Raw genomic sequence first — 20,467 nt, 5'->3', positions numbered from 1 at the left:
GCCTACCGCGACGTCGGTGCCGGTGCGTGTGCTCCTCGCGCCCATCCGCTTCTACCAGCGGTTCATCTCCCCCGCGCTCCCCCCGACCTGCCGTTACTACCCCAGCTGTTCGGCCTATGCCGTCGGCGCGCTGCAGGAGCATGGTGCCCTTCGCGGCGCCTGGCTCGCCGTGCGACGCATCGGACGCTGCCATCCCTGGCACGCTGGTGGCTACGACCCCGTACCCCCCCGGAGAGGCACCACGACGTGAGCTTCAACTTCTTCTCGCTGGACTACGTCTACTACCCGGTGTCCGGCATCCTCTGGGTCTGGCACAAGGTGTTCGGGTCGTTCATGGGCGCCGACAACGGCTGGGCCTGGGTGCTCTCCGTGGTGTTCCTCGTCTTCACGCTCCGGGCGATCCTGTTCAAGCCGTTCATGAAGCAGATGAACTCGCAGCTGCGCATGCAGGAACTGCAGCCGCAGATGAAGAAGATCCGCGAGAAGTACAAGGACGACCGCCAGCGGCAGTCCGAAGAGCTGATGAAGCTCAACAAGGAGGCCGGCGTCAACCCGCTGGCCGGCTGTCTGCCGGCGTTGATCCAGGCGCCGGTGTTCCTGGGCCTCTTCCACGTGCTGCGGGAGTTCAAGCCCGGCAAGACGGAGAACTACTTCTTCGGTCAGAACGATGTCGGCTCGTTCGTCGATGCCAAGCTGTTCGCCAACAGCAATGGCACCGGCGGCGCTCCCCTGTCGTCGTTCATCACCATGCCGCAGAACGAACTGGCCGCGCTCGGTGGCCACCACGCGACCGTGGTGTGGGTCGCGATCCCGCTGATGATCCTGGCCGGCATCGCCACCCACATGACGTCGCGCAAGTCCATCGCGCGTCAGTCCGCCGCGGCCGCCGAGGCCCCGCAGACCGCGATCATGAACAAGGTCATGCTGTACCTGTTCCCGCTGGGCGTCGTCGCCGGTGGACCGTTCTTCCCGCTCGCGATCCTGATCTACTGGCTGTCCAACAACACCTGGACGTTCGGGCAGCTGTTCGTCGCCCACCGCATCCAGGACCGGCAGAAGGCGGAGCTGGCCTCCGTCGTGGAGGCCGAGCAACAGGCCGCGAGCTTCACCAAGCCCCGTCCCGGCGCGAAGCCCGTCGACCCGAAGCGTCCCCTGATCAACCCGGTCAGCATGGACAAGACCGGCACCGACAAGAGCGGCCCGGCGAGTGGCACCAACGGCACGGGGACGACCAACGGCTCCACCGGGACCGGCTCGACCAACGGGTCCTCCCCCGCCGGCCAGCGTCCGGCGCCCGGCGCCCGCCCCGCGGGGGCGCGACCGGGCGGCCCGGGAAAGAAGAAGACCCGGAAGCGCTGACCGCGCCTCCAGACGGAACCACCGAGCGACGCGACGATTGGCAGACTGGAACGATGACGGAAACTGACGTGACTGCGGTCGAGACGACGACGTCCGACGAAGCGGTTCCCCCCGCTCCCACCGAGAAGAGCCGGTCGGCCAAGACCGCCGAACTGCTGGTCGAGGAGGGTGACGCGGCGGGCGATTACCTGGAACGACTGCTGGACATCCTCGATTACGACGGCGACATCGACCTCGACGTCGAGGGTGAGCGTGCTGTGGTGTCCATCGTCGGTGGCGGTGATCTCGAGAAGCTCGTCGGTGATCGGGGGGCCGTGCTGGATGCGCTCCAGGAACTCACCCGCCTCGCCGCGGCGGCGGAGACCGGGGTCCGCTCACGGTTGATGCTGGACATCGGGGGCTACCGCGCTCGTCGGCGCGAAGAGCTCACCGCGCTCGGGCACGACGCCGCGCGCCGGGTCCTCGACTCCGGTGAGGTGGAGAAGCTCGCGGCCATGAACCCGTTCGAGCGCAAGATCGTGCACGACGCGGTCGCGTCGGTCGAAGGCGTCACGTCCTCGTCCGAGGGCGAAGAGCCGCGTCGCCGCGTCGTCGTCACCCCGAGCTCCTGACCGAGCCGCGGGAGTCCGAGCCGTCGAGCGCCGCGCAGGTGTTCGGCGGCTCGTTGGCGTCCGCCCGTCTGTACACCGACTGGCTGGTGAGTGCCGGCGTCGAACGCGGCCTCATCGGCCCCCGCGAGCCCGACCGCATCTGGTCGCGGCACGTGCTGAACTGCGCGGTGCTGTCATCGGTGGTCCCGGCGGACGCGACGGTCGTGGACGTCGGCAGCGGCGCCGGTCTGCCGGGAATCCCGCTGGCCATCGCACGCCCCGACGTCAGGGTCACTCTGGTCGAGCCGCTGGAGCGGCGGACGGCGTTCCTCGACGAGGTCGTCGCTGCGCTCGAGCTGACGAACGTGCGGGTGTTGCGGGGCCGTGCGGACGAGGTGGTCGACCGCTGCGGCGGCGCTGACGTCGTGACGTCCCGTGCGGTGGCGCCGCTGGCCAGGCTGATGACCTGGTCGGCCCCGCTGGCCCGGATCGGTGGGGAGATCCTGGCGATGAAGGGGTCGTCGGCCGCGGAGGAGATCGAGCGGGACCGTCAGGCCGTCGCCAACCTCGGCGTCGGCGAGCTGAGTGTGTTGACCGTCGGCGACGGGGTGGTGGACCCGCCCACCTACGTCATCCGCGGCCTCGTGCGCTCGTCGGGTCGGGCCGGGCGCAAGGGCGGCAAGCCCACGGCGAAGCAGCGTCGTACCGCGCGCTGAGTCGGCTGGTGCCGGTCGGTGAAGTTTCCGGCCGGCGCACCGCGCGCTGAGCCGGCGGGTGCTGGTCGGTGAAGGTCCAGCCGACGCGGGTGTCGGCATCACCGTGACGGTCTTCGCTGGTTGCGGGGAGGACGTAAGCGGCTCGGAACAGGGGTCGTTCGCTGGACGGCCTGCGGCCGAGGGCGCGGTCGCTCGGTAGCAGGGGTGGGTCCCCCGAGGGCGCAGCTGGTGTCGGATGGTGTGTGGCCGCGCTCGGTTTACCCGGGGCGGCATCGATCGGGACGGCGCAGAGCCGTTCGGTCGTGCGGCCCGTGCTGTTCCGAGTTTCCGCGGCGACGGGGTCCGACCGGCACACACCGCTCGCCAGCGGTGGTGGGGTTCCTGCACGCCGGCTCGGCGTCAGACGGTCGAAGTTGGCCCGTCGACCGGGCGGAAGCGCCGCGCACTCCCCTACGGCGGAGGTGGTCAGGGCACCCGATGTCGGCATCGACGCTCGAGCAGGATGGAGTGCGTCAGGGGCTCGTTGATGGCCCCACACTCGAATCGCATCGGTACAGATGCGACTCGGTCGCGAAGAGCGCTCAGCGCTTGCGCGATCGGCTCGGCCGGCAGCCAACCACGCTCCCTGGAGGGACAGTGGTGATGTGCAGTGGGGCGGGGGCCGGCTGCTGATGGCTCAGGCGCAGCGGCCGGTGTGTGTTTCATCCACGGAAATGCCGTGCGTTCCGCGGATCTGCTGCGGGACCGGACAACGGCGCTCGGCACGGTGGCGGCGCGGACGCCGTCGAGGGGGTCTGAGTCGGCTGCTGAGGGTTGCTCCGTGGTGCTCGGTGTGTCTTCGCCGCGGATCTGCTGCGTGACCGGACAACGGCGCTCGGCATGGTGGCGGCGCGGACGCCTTCGAGGGGCCTGAGGCGGCTTTTAAGGGTTCCGGCGTGGTGCTCGGTGTGTCTTCGCCGCGGATCTGCTGCGTGACCGGACAACGGCGCTCGGCACGGTGGCGGCGCGGACGCCGTCGAAGGTGGTTTGAGTCGGCTGCCAAGGGTTGTGGCGTGTTGCCCGGTGGTGTCTTCGCCGCGGATCTGCTGCGTGACCGGACAACGGCGCTCGGCACGGTGGCGGCGCGGACGCCATTGAGGGCGGCCTGAGGGCGGCTGCTGAGGGTTGCTTCGTGGTGCCCGGCGTGTATGTCGTCCGCGGATCTGCTGCGTGACCGGACAACGGCGCTCGGCACGGTGGCGGCAAGGGCGCCATCGAGGGCGGCCTGGAGGCGGCTCGCGAGCGTTCCGGGGAAGTGCCAGCTGTTGTTTCCCGTCCGCGAACCTGCCATTCGTTCCGGCGTCGTGTACGGCGGCACTCGCTGCTCTTCCAGGAGAGATGCGCGGCCCACGGTCCGGCAGCACGGGACAGTGGCGACGACGTCGGGGGCGGCTTGAGAAGGCTCCCGATGGGCTGTGAGGTCAGCGCTGCGGTCCGGTTCACCGCGGCGGGCGCGGCTGCGCGTAGAAGTGCGTACCGCGTCTCGTTGAGCCCTGCCGGACAGGCCCGGCGACTTACAGCAGTGCTGAGGACAGGTCGGACGCACTCAGCCCCGAATGTGCGGGCGGCTGAGGCCATGCCGGCGTCCCACGGGGTCGACGCCGGAGTTGTCAGGCGAGACAAGGCAGCGCCGCAGTGTGTGGATTCGTGTGCACGGGTGGCCGGCTTCGGCGGAACCAGACTGATAGTCGGCGCTGCGGCTCCGAGGACGTGAGCGGATTGATGCCAGGCCGAAAGTCGGTGCCGGCCGTCTCAACGAATTCCGCATGAGCCATCGCGACCGATCTCCTTGTTCGGTCTCTTCGTGCGTGCGCCTGATGGGGTCGGTGTCGGCAGTGGTGCAACCATGCGCGAGCCTCAGGGAAGGCTCCGCAGGGCCGGAGCGAGCTCGGAGTCCACGCGAGTTCTGTCGGGAGGGTTCTTGCGGCCGGGCCCTGGGCGACGTCCACCGTGGATCGCACGGCACATTGACGTCGCCTCCTGACGCCGACGCGCAGTGAATGACCTCGATGGCGCCGCGGTCATGGGTTTGGTCACCGGGACGCCCTGTTGGAATCATGGTCGCCGGCAGGGTGACGCACAGTCGGTCGAACGGAGTTGTGCCAGGAACGGGAGTTCGACGACCCCTCCCCCATTGCCGTCTCCCCCGACCCGATCATCGTCGAGTGGGGGCACGGCGGCATGGTGATGCCGGACGCCGGCAGCGCTTCGGCGGAGCTGATGCTGTTTCACGTGAATCATCGCAACGCCAGTGGGACCAATCGGCCCTTTTGCCACCCTCCGACGGACCTGGTTGCGACCCGGAGCTGTTACGTCACGGTGACGATAGAAAGACCGTCGGTGTGGTGTGGCGATCGGACGTGAACGTGTCCGGAACTGCGTCACCTGGCGTGTCGAATCATCGCATCCCCGGATGCGGACCGCGCACGTCATAAGTTCGACAGACGCACCAGCTGGGAGGCAGTATGCAGGGATTGACGTCAACAGCAGAAGTCGGGGCTCCACCGACCTCCGTTTCACGTGAAACCGAAGCGTTCTCCGAGTCGCCCATCGAGGAGGCGGCACGGAGGGCCATGGAGGTGCGTAGTGGTGACCTCACGCTCCCCCGCCCGCGGCACCGGCGCATCATCACCATCTCCAACCAGAAGGGTGGCGTCGGCAAGACGACCACCACGGTGAACATCGGTGTGGCCCTGGCCCTGGCCGGGCTGGATGTCCTGGTGATCGATCTCGACCCCCAGGGCAACACCAGCACGGCCCTCGGGGCGATCCGGACCAGTGGCACGCCGTCGGTGTACGACGTCCTGCTCGGCGAGATCTCGATCGCCGAGGCCGCCCAGACCTGCCCTGATGCGCCTCGCCTCGGCTGCGTCCCCGCGACGATCGACCTGGCGGGCATCGAGATCGAGCTGGTGGGCATGGAGCGCCGCGAGTACAGACTGAAGGAAGCCATCGATGCCATCGACGGCGACTTCGACTATGTCCTCATCGACTGTCCACCGTCACTGGGCCTGCTGACCATCAATGCGATGGTCGCCGCGCGCGAAGTGATGATCCCCATCCAGTGTGAGTATTACGCGCTCGAAGGGCTGGGTCAGCTCATCGGCAACATCGACCGCATCAAGCAGCATCTCAACCCGGAGCTGGATCTCAGCACCATCCTGCTCACCATGTACGACGCACGGACGAAGCTGTCGGTGGGGGTGGCGGACGAGGTACGTCGTCATTTCGGTGCGTCGGTTTTGACCGCGTTGATCCCGCGTTCGGTCAAGGTGTCGGAGGCCCCCAGTTACGGCCAGTCCGTGATCACGTATGACCCAGGTTCGCGCGGTGCGATGAGTTATCTCGACGCCGCCAAGGAGATCGCCTACCGAGGCGCGAAGGAGAACGCGAAGTGACGAAATCCCGTGGCGGCCTGGGTCGTGGCCTTGCCTCGTTGATACCCAGTGGGCCTTCGAGTCCGATCACCGATGTGCTCATCGCCGGGCCTGTTTCACGTGAAACTCCTCCACCTCCACGCCGTCGACCACCAGCGGACCACGTTTCACGTGAAACGGACCAGGAGCCGCCGACAGCCGCCACGTGGCGAGGGCAGAAGGACATCCAGCGCTCAGTCGACACCCATGTCGTCGACGACACGACCACCGAGGGTCCGCACTACCGCGAGATCCCGCTACGGTCCATCACGCCTAATCCGAGCAACCCGCGCACGGTCTTCGACGAGGACGCGCTCGCCGAGCTCGAGCACTCGATCCGTGCGTTCGGTCTCCTGCAGCCGATCGTCGTCCGAGAACGACCCGGCGGATACGAACTGGTGATGGGGGAGCGGCGATGGCGTGCGGCGCAGCGTGCGAACCTCGAGGTCATCCCGGCCATCGTCCGTCGAACCGAGGACGCGGATCTGCTGCGCGACGCGCTGCTGGAGAACATCCACCGCGCCAACCTCAACCCGCTGGAAGAGGCCGCCGCGTACCAGCAGCTCCTCGATGAGTTCGGTGTGACCCACGACGAACTGGCCACCAGATTGGGCCGGAGCCGTCCCGTCATCAGCAACACCATCCGGCTGCTCAAGCTGCCGGTCCCGGTTCAGCGGCGGGTGGCGGCCGGCGTGCTGTCCGCCGGGCATGCCCGCGCTCTGCTGTCTCTGGAGGAACCGTCGGTCCAGGAGGAACTCGCGGCGCGCATCGTCGCCGAAGGGTTGTCGGTCCGCGGCACGGAGGAGGCGGTGACCATGCTCGCGGGACGCCGGATCACCCAGCGGCGAGCGCCCGCAAAGCGTGTCATCACGCCCGGCATCGAGGACCTGGCGAATGACCTGGGGGACCTGCTGGACACGCGGGTCCTGGTCGACATGGGTCGGAAGAAGGGCCGCATCGTCATCGAATTCGCGACCACGGACGACCTGTCGCGAATCAGCGACGTCATCCGCGGCCGCCGCGACGGGTCACCGGCCTCGGTGCGATCCCGAGCCGATATCGAATGACACGCGTGTAACCAGCTACCCCAGGCACCTTCGTCACGGTGACGATTCCGTAGGGTGCGGACCGACAACCGTTGATAAGTAACTGTTCTCGTGTACTGAGTCGAAATCACCCGATAGCACGCCGGTATGGTCGCGACAGCCGCCCGACCGGCCCGAGGTCCCGTCTCGGGCCGGTCGTGCGGTGGACGACGAGCCGGACCGTGGAAAACCGGTGGAATCGTCCTGCCGACGCCGCTCACACTCCGGGGTATGACCGACGACGTGTGGACGGAGGAGGCGGCGCGGCACGACGACGACGACACCGCGGCGATGTTCGCGCCGGAGCTTCTGCAACGCACGGTCCGTTTCCTGCAAAACGAGGCGGCTGGTGGGCGGGTTCTCGAATTCGCAGTCGGCACCGGTCGTGTCGCCTTGGCGCTGGCCGCTCGCGGTGTCCCGGTCGACGGCGTCGAGCTGTCACAACCCATGGTCGACCGGCTGCGGGCCAAGCCCGGCGGTACGAACATTTCCGTCACCGTGGGGAACATGACGACCACACAGCTGCCAGATCGCTACAGCTTGATCTACCTGGTCTTCAACACCATCAGCAACCTGCTCATCCAGGAGGAACAGGTGGCGTGCTTCCGCAACGCCTCCGCACATCTCGTCCCGGGGGGCTCGTCGTCGAGCTCGGCGCACCTGACCTCCGCCGGTTGACACCGGGGGACGACGCCGTCGTCTTCGACCACGGTGACCGTCACGTCGGAGTGGACACCTTCGACACGGTACGCCAGTTGTTGACCTCGCATCACTACTGGGTCGGCGACCGGGAACGCCCAGCCGTTCGCTCCCGACATCGCTACGCGTGGCCCGCCGAACTCGATCTGATGGCCACCCTCGCCGGCATGCACCTGACCAGCCGATGGTCGGACTGGGAGCGGCATTCCTTCACCGCAGAATCGCGATCCCACGTCTCGGTGTGGCGCGCGCCCGTCCGACCGATGCGGACCGGCAGGTGAGAACGTCACGCGTCATTGCTCCGGAAGGTCCCCGTCGCCGGCTCGACACAGGCTCCGGCTATGACCCCGCTCGCGGGAAGCGCGCGATCGCCCGCTCGATGAGCTCCGAATACAACGCGCCCAGCTCGCGTCCGGACTCGGCCACCGCCATCGGGAACATCGACGTCTCGGTGAGACCGGGGGAGACGTTCACCTCGAGGAAGTGTGCGGCACCGTCGGCGTCGACGATCATGTCGGTGCGGCTCATGTCCCGCAGGCCGAGAGTCCGATGAGCCGCGACGGCGAGGGCGGATGCCTGCTCCGTGGTCGCCGCATCCAGGCGGGCGGGGGTGAAGTACGTCGTCATTCCCGCGGTGTACCGAGCCTCGTAATCGAAGACGTCGCCCGGGAACGCGATCTCGACCGCGGGCAGCGCCACGGGGCCGTCTTCGGTGTCGATGACCGAGACCGCCAGTTCGGTGCCGGTGACGAAACGTTCGACCAGCACGACGGATCCGTACGCGAACGCACCGACGAGGGCCTCCGGGAGCTGCTCGGGGCTGCGCACCACGCCGGCGCCGAGTGCCGAACCACCCTGGTGTGGCTTCACCATCAGCGGCAGGCCGAGGTCGGCGATGACCGCGTCGATCATCCCCGGAGCGCCGAGGTCCCGGAAGGTGTCATGGGCCAGGGTGATCCACTCGGGGGTCCGGTGACCGGCCCGGGCCATCAGCGTCTTGGCGGTGGACTTGTCCCACGCCAGACGGCAGTTGCGCGAGGCCGTTCCGAGGTACGGCACCCCGGACATCTGGAGAATGCCTTGCACCGCGCCGTTCTCACCGCGGCCGCCGTGGAGTGCGATCACCGCCGCGTCGGGCTCGGCGTCCCGCAGCCAGCCCAGCAGCGAGCCGTCGGCGTCGCGCAACGACACCTCGTGCCCCTGCCGACGCAACGACTCGGCGATCCGCGAACCCGACCGCAGCGAGACGTCGCGCTCATGGGTCAGTCCGCCGGCCAACACCACGACATGCCGCTCGGTCACCGGGGAACCTCTTTCCAGGTCAGCACAGCCAGAATTTCGACGTCCCCGGGTTCATGCCCCACGGGCGTTGCCGCGCACTCGATCACAGTGTGTCGTTGGACGGTGATCGGGGCCCGCCCACAGGACGCGGGCTGTGGGCACCGAAGGTGCGCATCACGTCGAGCTCGGCGTCGATGACGTCGGACAACCGCCGCACGCCTTCGACGATCCGCTCGGGTGTCGGGAAGCAGAACGACAGCCGCATCTGACGCGAACCGAGACCGTCGGCGTAGAAGGCGTTCCCGGGGACGTAGGCGATCCGGTTGGTCACCGCGCGGGGCAGCATGGCAGCGGTGTCGAAACCTTCCGGCAGCGTCACCCACACGTAGAAACCGCCGGTCGGATGCGTCCACGTGGTGCCGGCCGGCATCATCTGCTGGAGTGCGGCGAGCATCGTGTCACGACGCTCGGCGTAGGTGTGCTGATAGGCCTTGATCTGCGACTGCCAGTCGTAGGTCTCGAGGTACCGCGAGATCATCATCTGGTTGAAGACCGGAGGGTTCAGCGTCGCCGCTTCGTTGGCCAGCACCAGTTTCTCGCGCACGGCGTGGGGCGCCAGCACCCAGCCGACCCGCAATCCGGGAGCGAAGGTCTTGGAGAACGAGCCGAGGTAGATGACGTTGTCGGCGTCGTCGGCGCGCAGCGCCCGGTGCACCTTGTCGTCGAAGCCGAGCAGTCCGTACGGGTTGTCCTCGAGCACGAGAATGCCGGCGTCGCGGCAGATCTGGGCGACCACAGGCCGTCGTTCGGCCGCCATCGTCACGCCGGCCGGATTGTGGTAGTTCGGGATCGTGTACAAGAGCTTGATCCGCCGTCCGGAGGCCTGGACCGCGGCGATCGCCGCTACCAGCGCCTCGGGGATCAACCCGCCGTCATCCATCGCGACGTGCACCACGCTGGCCTGGTAGGAGCTGAACGTCGACAACGCCCCCACGTACGACGGCGCCTCGGCGAGGATGACCTCGCCCGGGTCGATGAAGATGCGGGTGGTCAGGTCCAGCGCCATCTGGGAGCCGACCGTCACGACCACGTCGTCGGGGTGGGCGTCGATGCCCTCCAGCGACATGACCTGACAGATCTGTTCGCGCAGCCGCAGGATCCCCTGACCGGAGCCGTACTGCAGAGCGACGAGCCCTTCCTCACCGACCAGTTGCGCCGCGTCGACGGCGAGCGCCTCGAGCGGCAGGGAGTTCAGGAACGGCATGCCGCCTGCGAGGGAGACCACCTCCGGCCGGTTCGCCACCGAGAACAGCGCCCGGATCGCCGACGCCCGCATGCCCGTGGTCCGTTGGGCGTAGCGCTGCAGGTGCTGATCGAGGCTGTTGCCGGTCATGGAGCGGTCCTCGGGGCTGGTCGGCGCACGCGGCAGTGCGCCGGGAGTTCTCCCCATTCTAGGTCGCCGCCACCCACGGACCGACGACCCGACGGGATGCGGAGCCGCTCACACCCCCGACCGTGCCGGGCGGCAGCGCCTATCCTGGACAACTGGCGAGAGAAAGGAGCGGTGCGTGGGCGAGAGCGCTCTGATACCGCTGAACCTCGACACGATCTCCCGGCTTCCCGCGCCGTGCCGGTCGTGCATCCGCTGGGAGCTCGGTCCGGATCGCTCGGGCAAGGTCGCCAACGCCGGTCAGGCGGAGTTCGAGAAGGAGGTCTGGCTGTCGGGGGTGATGTTGAGCTGGGGTGCCTGCGGACAGCTGCTGACCGTCGACGACGAGGTGGTGGGACACGCGGTGTACGCCCCGCCTACCGCCGTCTCCACCGCGGCCAACTTCCCGACCGCGCCGGTCAGTCCTGACGCCGTCCTGCTGATGACGGCGACCATCCAACCGGCCCACCGCGGGCGGGGGCATGCGCGGACGCTGCTGCAGGGCGTGGCCAAGCACCTCGCCGGCCGTGGTGTCCGGGCCATCGAGATGTTCGGCCACCGGGGGGAGCTGACCCACCTGCCGTCCGACGAGACGATCCCGCCGTGCCTGCTGCCGGCGGAGTTCGGGTTGCGGCTGGGATTCACCGAGGTCGGCCCGCACCACCGTTACCCGCGGCTCCGGCTGGAGCTCGAGTCGGCTCTGGGTTGGAAGGCCGACGTCGAGTCCGCGCTGGAGCAGTTGTTCTCGGTCATCGTGATCCCGGCCGGCCCGGCGCCTCAGATCGCGGCGGTCCGGGTCTGCTCGTAGGCCAGCAGGTCGGAGAAGGTGAACGTGCCGGTGTGCGGCTCGTCGCGGCCGTCCAGGTAGAGCCGCTTCACCGCGACCAGGATGCCGTCGGCGACGGTGTCGCGGAACTCCTCGCGCGCCAGCGCGGCCCGGTTGCCCGGGTTCGTGAGGTAGCCGAGATCGATCCGGACGGCGGGCATCTGCGTCAACCGCAGGATGTCCCAGGGCCGGTGCTGCACCCGGCAGTCCACGAAGTGCGTCCGGGCGACGACCTCACGCTGGATCAACGCGGCCAGCGTCTCACCCAGGGTGGAGGAGCCGCCCGCGTCGGTACCGAAGTGGAAGGCGGCGATCCCCTCCGCCAGCGGTGACGCGCACCCGTCCACGTTGAGGCTGATCAGCAGATCCGCGTCCACCGCGTTGGCGACCTCGGCCCGCTCCGCCTGCGTCGGGTTCTCGCGTTGGCCCCGGGTCAGGAACGTCTCCATGCCGGTGGCCGTCATCCGGCCCTCGAGGCGCCGGGCGATGTCGAACGACAGGTCGCGGGCGCACAGCCCGTCGACCTCCCACCCGGTGTCGTCCCCGCCGAGCGCCGGGTCGAGCACGATGCGCTTGCCGCGCAGTCCCGGCCCGCGCCGGCGGGCGGTCTGCTGCTCACGGAGGAACTGGGCACGGCCTCCGGTGACCATCCGGCCCATCCGGGTCAGTTCCTTGAAGGTCTGCGGCCCGAACACGCCGTCGTCGGACAGCCCGCGGTCGCGCTGGAACTCGCGCACACAGCGGTCGGTCTTGGGCCCGAAGATGCCGTCGGTCTGGCCGGTGTTGTAGCCGAGCTCGGCCAACCGCTGCTGCAGCGCCAGCACGTCGTCCCCGGTCATCGGGGCCGACAGGGTGTACGCCAGCATCCGGTCACCGACCCGCCAGCGGGCGTCGTTGAGCGACCGCAGCGTCATCGGACCGACGATGCCGTCGACGATCAGACCCCGCTGCTGCTGGAACGCCCGCACCGCCGCGTCCAGGCCGTCGTCGAAGACGACGGCCGAGTCGGGGGTGTCGAGGTCCGGCGGCAGCAGGGTCAGCGACGCCAGGGTGGACCGGACCGAGGCTACGAGTGAGCCGTGGTCTCCGCGCCTGAGCAACATCCGTTTACCGTAACCCGGCTCACAGGTACTCGGCGAACTCCGCCAGCAGCGCTGCCTTCGGCTTGGCCCCGATGATCTGCTTGACCGGCTTGCCGCCCTGGAAGACCAGCAGCGTGGGGATCGACAGGATCTTGTAGTCCTGCGAGACCTGCGGGTTGGCGTCGACGTCGATCTTGGCGATGGTCACCTTGTCGCGGTGGGCACCGGCGATCTCCTCGAGCACCGGGGCGACCATCCGGCACGGCCCGCACCACTCCGCCCAGAAGTCGACGATGACCGGCTTGTCGGACATCAGGACGTCGTCGGCGAAGCTCGCGTCGGTGACGGTGACGGTGTTGCTGGTTCCGGTGGCCATGGTGGCTCCTTCAGTTCAGGTGGTGCGGGGAAAGACGGGGGAGTGGGGAGATCAGACCGAGACCGGGACCGGGTCGGCGGCGAGCTCCGGTTCCGGATCGGTGGTGTGCGCGCCGTGCGACGCCAGGTAGTGCTGGGCGTCCAACGCGGCCGCGCACCCCGAGCCGGCGGCGGTGATGGCCTGCCGGTAGATGTGGTCGACCAGGTCACCACACGCGAAGACCCCGGCGATGTCGGTGAGCGAGGTACGACCACGGGTCTGCACGTAGCCCTCGTCGTCGACGGCGACCTGCCCGCGGAACAGCTGCGAGCGCGGATCGTGACCGATGGCCAGGAACAGGCCGGTCACGTCCAGGTCGCGGGTCTCTCCGGTGCGGGTGTCGGTGAGTTCGAGCCCCTCCACGCTGGAGTCGCCCCGGACCCCCGTGACGGCGGCGTCGGTGGCCCAGCGGATCTTCGGGTCGGCCTTGGCGCGGTCCAACATGATCGCGCTGGCGCGGAAGGTGTCACGGCGGTGCACGATCGTGACCGACCGGGCGAATCGCGACAGGAACGTCGCCTCCTCCATGGCCGAGTCGCCGCCGCCCACGACGGCGACGTCCTGGTCGCGGAAGAAGAAGCCGTCACAGGTCGCGCACGCCGACACGCCACGGCCGATCAGCCGCTGCTCGTCGGGGAGGTCGAGGTAGCGGGCGGCCGAACCGGTCGCCAGCACGACGGCGCGGGCGAGGTACTCGTTGCCGTCCACCCGGACCTTCTTGACCGGGCCGTCCAGCTCGACGGACTCGACGTCCTCGCTGCGCAGATCCGCACCGAAGCGCGCGGCCTGCTCACGCATCTTGACCATCAGGTCGGGACCCTGGATGCCCTCCGGGAAACCGGGGAAGTTCTCCACCTCGGTGGTCGTCATCAGCGCGCCACCCAGCTGCGAGCCCTCGAACACCAGCGGCTTCAGGTCCGCGCGCGCCAGGTAGATGGCGGCGGTGTACCCGGCCGGGCCGGATCCGATGACGATGACGTCATGAAGCGTGGTCACGTGACTCCTCACCGGCCTGACGCCGGGACTCACCCGACCGGCCGCGCATGTCGTGTACTACGGAAACGGTGCCTCCGGAGGTTCCCGGACGCACCCGCTGGAACGCCACGATACCGGCGTTCATTCCCCGTCCCGGGCATCCCGGGCGGCGCCGCGACCGGCGCGTACGGACGGTTCTCAGCCCGCCGCGGTCACCTGGATCTCGCTCAGCGACGCTTCCCAGTTGTTGCCGCCGCCGGTCAGCCCGGACACGAACACGATCAGGTAGCGCGAGGTCGGCGCGGTGTCGGGGATCGCGATGGCCGCGGGCGCGTCGCCGATCTGCGACTCGGCCAGCACGGTGGTGGCGTCGAGCGGGGCGTCGATGTCGCCGTCCGACGCGCGGATCTGGACCTTCATGCAGTTGTTCGTGGTGGCGCAGTCCGCCGTGCTCGGGGTGGTCGTCGCGACCGTGACGGTGAGCGGTCTCACCTCGCGGTCCAGCGTCAGCATCAACCCGACACCGGTCTTGAGCCCGTTCGGCCCGAACTGCTGGAAGTAGGCGAAGGTCTGCCAGGCCGTGCCGGGATCGCCGTCGAAGGCGCGGTCGATGTAGCTGACGTAGTCCTTCTGACCCCGGCCCTGCGGGTCGTAGACCTCGCCGGCGGTGATCGCCACCGGCACCGGGGTGACCGCAGCGCTCGTGGGCGGCGCCTCCGCGGTGGTCTCCGGCGTCGCGGTGTCCACCGGCGCCGACGTGTCGCCGGCCGTCGGGGCGAGGGTCTCGGGGGTGACGTCGAGAGCCTGGTCGGAGGTGATGACCGGGTCCTGCACCGAGTCCACCACGCGCTTGATCGCGCTGCCGATGACGATGGCGACCAGCACGGTCAGCGCGAGCAGCATGACCCCCGCGACGCCGAGCTTGGCGCGGCGCTCCCGGATCAGTCGGCGTTCGGCGAGCTGACCGGCCGTGAGCACCGGCTCCTCGTCGGGTTCCGCGCCGGCGGCGACCGGAACGGCCTCGGCGCTGTGCAGCAGCGCGGCGATGGCGGCGGCCGAGCGGACGCCGTGCGGTCCCTCCGGGTGCAGCGCGCGCTCGGCCAGCGCGGACAACCCGGCCGGGGCGGTGGTGCGCACCTCGTCGGCGGGCAGCTCGCGACCACCGCCGGTGGGCGCCGCGGTCAGCGGTGGACTCATCCCGTTCTGGGGCAGCGGGAAGGTTCCGGTGATCATCAGGTACAGCAGCGCGCCGACCGCGCGGATGTCCTGCTCCGGGGTCGCTCCGGGGTAGGCCAGGACGTGACTGAGCCGCACCTGTCCGTCGAAGTTGACCCGCACCAGCGAGGGGTGCAGCGCGCCGAGGGCGATGCCGTTGCGGTGTGCCTCGGCGACCGCGTCGGCCACCTTGGCCGTGACCGACCCGGCGACGTCGCCGTCGAGCGGACCGCCGGCGAGCAGGTCGGTGAGGGTGGCGCCGTCGACCCACTGGCCGACGACGTAGGACATGCCGTTCTCTGTGCCGAGGTCCAGCGTCTGCGGCAGGCCGATGTGGTGCAGGCGGCCGGCGCGCAGCGTGGTGGTCACCGTGGCGTTGGTGCTGGGCCCGTCGGGCAGCAGCGTCACGGCCATGTCCCGGGGGAGCACGGTGTCCTTCGCCCGCCAGAAGCGGTTCCCTCCGGCGTCCACCGCCACCAGGCTGACCAGGCGGTAGCGACCGCCGACCATCGAGCCGGGAGCCACCCGGGCGGCGTCGGACTCGGCGCGCGGAGCGCTGCCGGCCGGCGTGTCGTCACGGCCGGGCGGCACCTGCGACCCGGATGCCGGGGCGGGGGTCACGGTGGAGAGGTCGGGAGCGGTGCGGGTGGAGTCGGACTCGTCCGGAGCGGAGGGGTCGCGGCTCACCGGGATGCTCACCTGCTCTCTGCTCGCCACATCGGGGAGGTCGACATCGGTCGTAGCCACGCTACCTGCTGGGTCTCCTCCCGAACCCACCTGACGACCCTGGCGGCGCACGATCACCCGGAGTCGACGGACCAGGGGTTCGAACTCCTCGACCTTGAGCAGCACCGCGGCGACGGCGATGACCAGGGCGCCGACCGCGCCACCGGCCAGGCCCTGAGCCAGCGCCGCCCACCAGCCGTCAGGATGACCACCCCAACCGAGACGGACGACGCCGAAGGCGGCGCCGCCGGCCACGACGGAGGCCACAGCCATCTTGGCCAGGGTGCGCAGCATCCGACGGCTGCCCATCGGGCCGAAACGATGGCGCAGCCACAGCTCCCCGACCACGGCACCGACGATGTATGAGATCGCGGTCGCGCCGGCCAGACCCGGGATGAGCAGGTCCGGTGAGAGGGTGGCGGCGAGCAGGAACAGCGGGATCCTGATGCCCACCATGACCGCGTTGATGACGACCGGGGTCCGGCCGTCCTTCATCGCGTAGAAGACACGCATCTGGACCAACGTCATGGCCAGCGGCACGAGCCCCACACCGAGGGCCGCGAACGTGATCCCGATCTGGATGGCGGCGTCGATGGACACCTTGTTGTAGGCCGATGTGAGCACTCCGATCGCACCGGACAGCGCCAGCACGCCGGCGGTGATCGGCAGCAGCGCCACGGTCGACAGACGGTTGGCCAGCGAGACGTCGTCCTTGACCAACTCCATCTCGCCGGCTGCCGCGTGCCTGCTCATCCGGGGCATCACCGCGGTCAGCACCGAGACGCCGAGGATCCCGTAGGGCGTCTGGAACAGGAGATTGGCGAAGCTGAAGGTGCTGATGCCGCCGTCGACGCGGCTGGCGAGGTTGGTCGCGACGACGTAGCCGACCTGCGACACCACCACGTAGGCGACCGCCCAGCCCGCCAATCCACCGGCCTCGCCCATCCGCGCGTCCCACCGCAGACGCCACCGGAAACGGAAGCCGGCCCTGCGCAACGACGGCAGCAGCACCATCGCCTGGAGCACGATTCCCGCGGTGGTGCCGATGCCCAGCACCAGGATCTGGGTCGTGGTCGGCGGGCCGAAGAGGTCCCGGTCGCCGCTGCGGCCGACGACCCCGTTCAGGCCACCCGGCAGGAAGGCGAGGTAGACGGCCATGCCGATGACCACGACGTTGTTCAGGACCGGCGCCCAGGCCGGTCCGGCGAACCGCTCCTTGGTGTTGAGGATCGCTCCGAAGAGGGCGGCCAGCCCGTAGAAGAGGATCTGCGGGAGCAGCAGGTAGGCCAGCACCGTCGCGAGCCGGGTGTCGCCCTGGAACGAGGGGGACAGGTACAGATCGATGAGCAACGGTGCCGCCGCGACGGCGACGAGGGTGGTCACCGTCAGGGCCACGAGGGCCAGGGTCACCAGTTGCTGCGTGTAGGCGACGCCGCCGTCGGGATCGCTGCGCTGCGCGCGGGCCAGCAGCGGGATGGCCACCGACGTCAGCACCCCGCCGATCAGGAGCTCGAAGACGATGTTGGGCAGCGTGTTCGCGAGCCAGTAGGAATCGTTGACGGTGAGCCCGAGAACCCCGAGCAGCACCACCTTCGACAGCAGCCCGGTCACCCGGCTGGTGAGCGCGGCCACCGCCATCAGCGCACTGGCGCGGACGATCCCCCGCGGGGACGGGGTGGCCGTGGCGGTCACAGGGGGACTCCCCTCGGTGTCGGTGTACTGGGTGGTGTCGCTGCTCTCGGGGCGGCTCACTGGAGTCCGGCCGCGATCCGTTCCCGGCGCTGCCGGTACCGCTTGCGGATGCGGATCGCGGTGGTCAGCACCACGATCGCGCCCGCGGCGATGATCAGCACCACGGTGAACGAGCCGATCGCCGTCGACCGCAGCTGGAGTTCCTGCTCCGGGCCCCAGGCGGCGCCGTCCGGGGTGGTCAGCTTCACCTTCAGGCTCAGCGCGCCGGAGCGGGTCACCTCCGACGGCAGCAGCACCTGGATCACCCCGGCGGCCGGCACGGTCTGCACCCCGACGTCGGTGACCGTGATGCCGGCCCGGAAGGCGTCGCTGGCGTCGACGGAGATGCGGACGTGGGCGGCGTAGGGCAGCCGGTTCGCGATGGTCACCAGCAGCGGGGACGTGGCCGAGGTCAGGGTGTACACGCTGGCCGGTGGACTGATGCCGACGCCGCTCTGCACGGCGTCGACGAGATCCTGCACCGCGGCGTTCGACCGGTTGGCGGCGCCGAGGTCGGCCCGGAACCCGCCGGCCGCCTGCCGGGACAGTCCGGCCTGGGTGCCGGCGAAGATGTCGTCGGGTGCGATGGTCGTCCGGTCGTCGGTGGGCAGCGGATCGAAGGCGGCCTGGGTCGAGGCCATCAGTCCGGCCAGTCCCTGCACCTCGGCGAACAGTCGCACCGGCAGTTCCCGGGCGGCGGCGGCGTCCGGGTAGGCCAACCGGGCGGCCGCACCGTCACCGGTGGCCGCCCGCGACGCGACGCGGTCGATGGGAAGGCCGTCGACGAGACCGCTGCCGCCCAGGGTGCGCATCAGGTCGGTGAGGGCGGCGTACTCGTCGCGGTCGGGCTGCCAGCTGCGGGGTGGGGCGATCACGGTGGCGGCCGTGTCGCCGCTGAGCCACCGCTGGGCGGTGAGGGCGGTGAAGTGGTTGAGATCGACCGGGCTGTCCGGCACCGACGCCGTGGCCAGCACCGCGGTGACGTCGCCCGAGCCGGTGCCGATGGTGGCGCGGTCACCGGTGACGTCCTCGACCCCGGCCCGGTCGAGGACGACGGTGTCCTGTCCGGTGCTGCGCAACACGGACAGCGTCATCGGGTCGACGAGCCCGTCGATGGGCCATCCGACGTCGGTGATCAGCTGCGCCTGCGGGCCGAGGACGGCCGTGGCGAGCGCGCGGCCCTGCGCGACCGCCGACGTCACCTGCTCCGGATGGTTCGCCCGCACCGCCGCCGTCGCGTCGATGTCGGTGTAGGGCAGGACGAGCACCGGCGTGGTGGTGGCCAGCGCCCGCAGCCGTCCCAGGAAGTCCGCCGCGGCGCCCGCACCGGCACCGGGCACCGTGTCCGGGCCGGGCACGGGCTGGAAGGCGGCGTCCGACGCCGTCGCGGACGTGGTGGCCGCCCCCGCACCCGAGGTGGTGGTGGCTGTGTCGAGGCCGGCCGAGGACGGGGCGACCGGGGAAGAGGGCGCCGCACCCGCGGTGTCCGGGGAAGTGGCGCCGCCGGTCGGCGGGGGAGCGGCACCGGTGGTCGACGACGCGGTGGTGGACCCGGCCGGGTCCGCGGGACCGAGGGTGACGACGGAGGGTCCGACGACGTAGCCCTGCGCCATCAACCGCAATTCCTCGAGCAGCTCCGGGTCCACGGCCAGGGTGACCGCGCCGGCGGGCAGGTCAGGGGCTTCGGCGGCGGACAGCACGTCCTCCAGCCGCCCGCCGGTGCTGATCAGGGCGGCCAGGTCGTCGTCGAAGAACGCGCCGGTCGGGTCCCGGTGCGGCCGGTCCACCAACGGCATCAGCATGCTCACGGCCTGCCGGGTGCCCGTGGCGGGAGTGCCGCCGGGCACCGAGCCGACGGTCAGCAGGGTGTGCAACTCGCCGACCCGGGCCCCGTCCTCGGGGCCGGAGTCGAAGCCGGCGTTGACGTTGACCATCACCGGGTACACGCCGGGGGCCGTGACGCCGAGGCCGACCCGGGGGCGGCTGAAGGCGTCGGTCTCCAGGGTGAAGTCGACCGTCTGGCCGGCCGCGATCGTGTCGGTCACCGGAGTGAACCCGGTCAGCACGCTCTCCGGCTGGCCGGGGTCGTCGATCGCCCGGCGGACCTCGTCGGTGCTGCTCAGGGCCTCGCCGCGCTGGAACCGGGCGACCACTCCGGTGAGCTCCTCGCTGCCGGTGTTGACCATCGAGCCGCGGATCACCACGGTCGACTCCGTCGGTGACACGAGCGCGGGGGTGAGGCTGCGGACCTCGAAGCGCAGGGTGCCGGCGTACTCACCCTGCGGTGCGGCCGCCCCGGCCGGCGGGGGCGTCGTCACCAGCGGCGTGCTCACGGCGACGGCGAGCACCGCGGCCAGTAGCCAGCGGATCCGTCGCACCGGACGCGTCACGCGGACTCCGCGAGGATCTCCGTCGCGCGGGCCACCAGCCGACGTTCGCCGGCGTAGGCGAGCCGGCCCGGCAGATCGGTCAGCGGCACCCAGGCCACCTCGGTGACCTCCACGTCGGCGTCGGACAGCTCACCCGAGACCGCCTCCATCAGGAAGTGGTGCACGCGTTTGTGGATGCGGCGGCCGGCGGCGGCGAAGGAGTAGTCGACACTGCCCAGCCGTGCGGTGATCCGGCCGGCGATGCCGGTCTCCTCCTCGACCTCGCGGACCGCCGCCTGCTCGGTGGTCTCGCCGGCTTCGAGGTGCCCCTTGGGCAGTGACCAGCGCAGTCGGCCCCGGCGGTCCAGCCGTCCGATGATCGCGGCGACGGCGATCCCGTCGTCGACCCGGACGACGAGTCCACCTGCGGAAACCTCATCGGTCCGGCGCGCCGCGGCGCGGACGGCGGGCCGCCGACCAGGCACGGGACGAGGAGTGGACACCTGGTGATCTT

General features: G+C 70.0%; 15 protein-coding genes and 1 pseudogene. 8 read left to right on the top strand and 8 right to left on the bottom strand.

Features of this window, described 5'->3' with window-relative positions:
• Positions 1 to 16 precede the first annotated feature (16 nt).
• The 7 genes and pseudogenes from yidD to DB033_RS21750 all read left to right on the top strand — a co-directional run bounded on the left by yidD (position 17) and on the right by DB033_RS21750 (position 8,185).
• Positions 17 to 250 carry a membrane protein insertion efficiency factor YidD gene (gene yidD / locus DB033_RS00205; protein ID WP_205843581.1) on the top strand — a complete coding sequence of 78 codons (234 nt, stop codon included), beginning with the start codon at positions 17 to 19 and terminating at the stop codon, positions 248 to 250.
• Complete coding sequence (gene yidC / locus DB033_RS00200) at positions 247 to 1,359, top strand: membrane protein insertase YidC (protein ID WP_205843577.1); 1,113 nt, start codon at positions 247 to 249, stop codon at positions 1,357 to 1,359. The genes yidD and yidC overlap by 4 nt, the downstream gene beginning before the upstream one ends.
• Before the next feature lie 53 nt (positions 1,360 to 1,412).
• Entirely contained in the window at positions 1,413 to 1,970 is a 558-nt protein-coding gene (locus DB033_RS00195; RefSeq protein ID WP_111764925.1) for a Jag family protein, read from the top strand.
• A gap of 53 nt (positions 1,971 to 2,023) precedes the next feature.
• Entirely contained in the window at positions 2,024 to 2,665 is a 642-nt protein-coding gene (rsmG, locus tag DB033_RS00190) for a 16S rRNA (guanine(527)-N(7))-methyltransferase RsmG (protein WP_205843576.1), read from the top strand.
• Between the two features lie 2,612 nt (positions 2,666 to 5,277).
• Positions 5,278 to 6,102: a ParA family protein gene (locus DB033_RS00180; RefSeq protein WP_276309175.1), complete on the top strand. Its 825-nt coding sequence runs from the start codon at positions 5,278 to 5,280 to the stop codon at positions 6,100 to 6,102.
• The gene (locus DB033_RS00175; protein ID WP_111764921.1) at positions 6,099 to 7,187 is read left to right on the top strand and encodes a ParB/RepB/Spo0J family partition protein; all 1,089 of its coding nucleotides are present in this window, start codon (positions 6,099 to 6,101) and stop codon (positions 7,185 to 7,187) included. Before DB033_RS00180 ends, DB033_RS00175 begins: the two co-directional genes overlap by 4 nt.
• Before the next feature lie 249 nt (positions 7,188 to 7,436).
• A pseudogene (locus tag DB033_RS21750) lies at positions 7,437 to 8,185 on the top strand (class I SAM-dependent DNA methyltransferase).
• Positions 8,186 to 8,243: 58 nt separating this feature from the next.
• Here DB033_RS21750 and DB033_RS00165 read toward each other — a convergent pair.
• Positions 8,244 to 9,206, bottom strand: a complete 963-nt coding sequence (locus tag DB033_RS00165; protein ID WP_111764920.1) for a D-alanine--D-alanine ligase family protein — start codon at positions 9,204 to 9,206, stop codon at positions 8,244 to 8,246.
• A gap of 82 nt (positions 9,207 to 9,288) precedes the next feature.
• Positions 9,289 to 10,578, bottom strand: a complete 1,290-nt coding sequence (locus tag DB033_RS00160) for an aminotransferase-like domain-containing protein (RefSeq protein WP_111764919.1) — start codon at positions 10,576 to 10,578, stop codon at positions 9,289 to 9,291.
• Positions 10,579 to 10,753: 175 nt separating this feature from the next.
• Here DB033_RS00160 and DB033_RS00155 point away from each other — a divergent pair, with 175 nt between their 5' ends.
• A complete protein-coding gene (locus DB033_RS00155) occupies positions 10,754 to 11,422 on the top strand; it encodes a GNAT family N-acetyltransferase (RefSeq protein ID WP_240615657.1) in 669 nt (222 codons plus the stop codon).
• Here the strand turns inward: DB033_RS00155 and DB033_RS00150 are convergent.
• The 6 genes from DB033_RS00150 to DB033_RS00125 form a co-directional block, all read right to left on the bottom strand.
• Entirely contained in the window at positions 11,392 to 12,543 is a 1,152-nt protein-coding gene (locus DB033_RS00150) for an N-acetylmuramoyl-L-alanine amidase (protein ID WP_111764917.1), read from the bottom strand. The genes DB033_RS00155 and DB033_RS00150 overlap by 31 nt on opposite strands.
• A 19-nt stretch (positions 12,544 to 12,562) precedes the next feature.
• A complete protein-coding gene (gene trxA / locus DB033_RS00145; RefSeq protein WP_111764916.1) occupies positions 12,563 to 12,898 on the bottom strand; it encodes a thioredoxin in 336 nt (111 codons plus the stop codon).
• A gap of 51 nt (positions 12,899 to 12,949) precedes the next feature.
• Entirely contained in the window at positions 12,950 to 13,933 is a 984-nt protein-coding gene (gene trxB, locus DB033_RS00140; RefSeq protein WP_111764915.1) for a thioredoxin-disulfide reductase, read from the bottom strand.
• A gap of 177 nt (positions 13,934 to 14,110) precedes the next feature.
• Positions 14,111 to 17,545, bottom strand: coding sequence for a murein biosynthesis integral membrane protein MurJ (gene murJ / locus DB033_RS00135; RefSeq protein ID WP_157970418.1), 3,435 nt, complete (start codon positions 17,543 to 17,545; stop codon positions 14,111 to 14,113).
• Positions 17,546 to 17,601: 56 nt separating this feature from the next.
• Positions 17,602 to 19,974 (bottom strand): DUF6049 family protein, encoded by a 2,373-nt coding sequence (locus DB033_RS00130; RefSeq protein WP_111764913.1) that lies wholly within the window; start codon positions 19,972 to 19,974, stop codon positions 17,602 to 17,604.
• Positions 19,971 to 20,456 (bottom strand): NUDIX hydrolase, encoded by a 486-nt coding sequence (locus DB033_RS00125; RefSeq protein ID WP_240615656.1) that lies wholly within the window; start codon positions 20,454 to 20,456, stop codon positions 19,971 to 19,973. The genes DB033_RS00130 and DB033_RS00125 overlap by 4 nt, the downstream gene beginning before the upstream one ends.
• Between the last annotated feature and the right edge of the window lie 11 nt (positions 20,457 to 20,467).

The organism is Nakamurella deserti (assembly GCF_003260015.1).
GTDB lineage: Bacteria > Actinomycetota > Actinomycetes > Mycobacteriales > Nakamurellaceae > Nakamurella > Nakamurella deserti.
This window is presented reverse-complemented; position numbering and strand designations above follow the sequence as displayed.

Coding starts and splice junctions, on each gene's coding strand:
- DB033_RS00195 (WP_111764925.1), top strand. CDS start 1,413: ATGACGGAAACTGACGTGACTGCGGTCGAGACGACGACGTCCGACGAA.
- DB033_RS00180 (WP_276309175.1), top strand. CDS start 5,278: ATGGAGGTGCGTAGTGGTGACCTCACGCTCCCCCGCCCGCGGCACCGG.
- DB033_RS00160 (WP_111764919.1), bottom strand. CDS start 10,578: ATGACCGGCAACAGCCTCGATCAGCACCTGCAGCGCTACGCCCAACGG.
- DB033_RS00150 (WP_111764917.1), bottom strand. CDS start 12,543: ATGTTGCTCAGGCGCGGAGACCACGGCTCACTCGTAGCCTCGGTCCGG.
- trxA (WP_111764916.1), bottom strand. CDS start 12,898: ATGGCCACCGGAACCAGCAACACCGTCACCGTCACCGACGCGAGCTTC.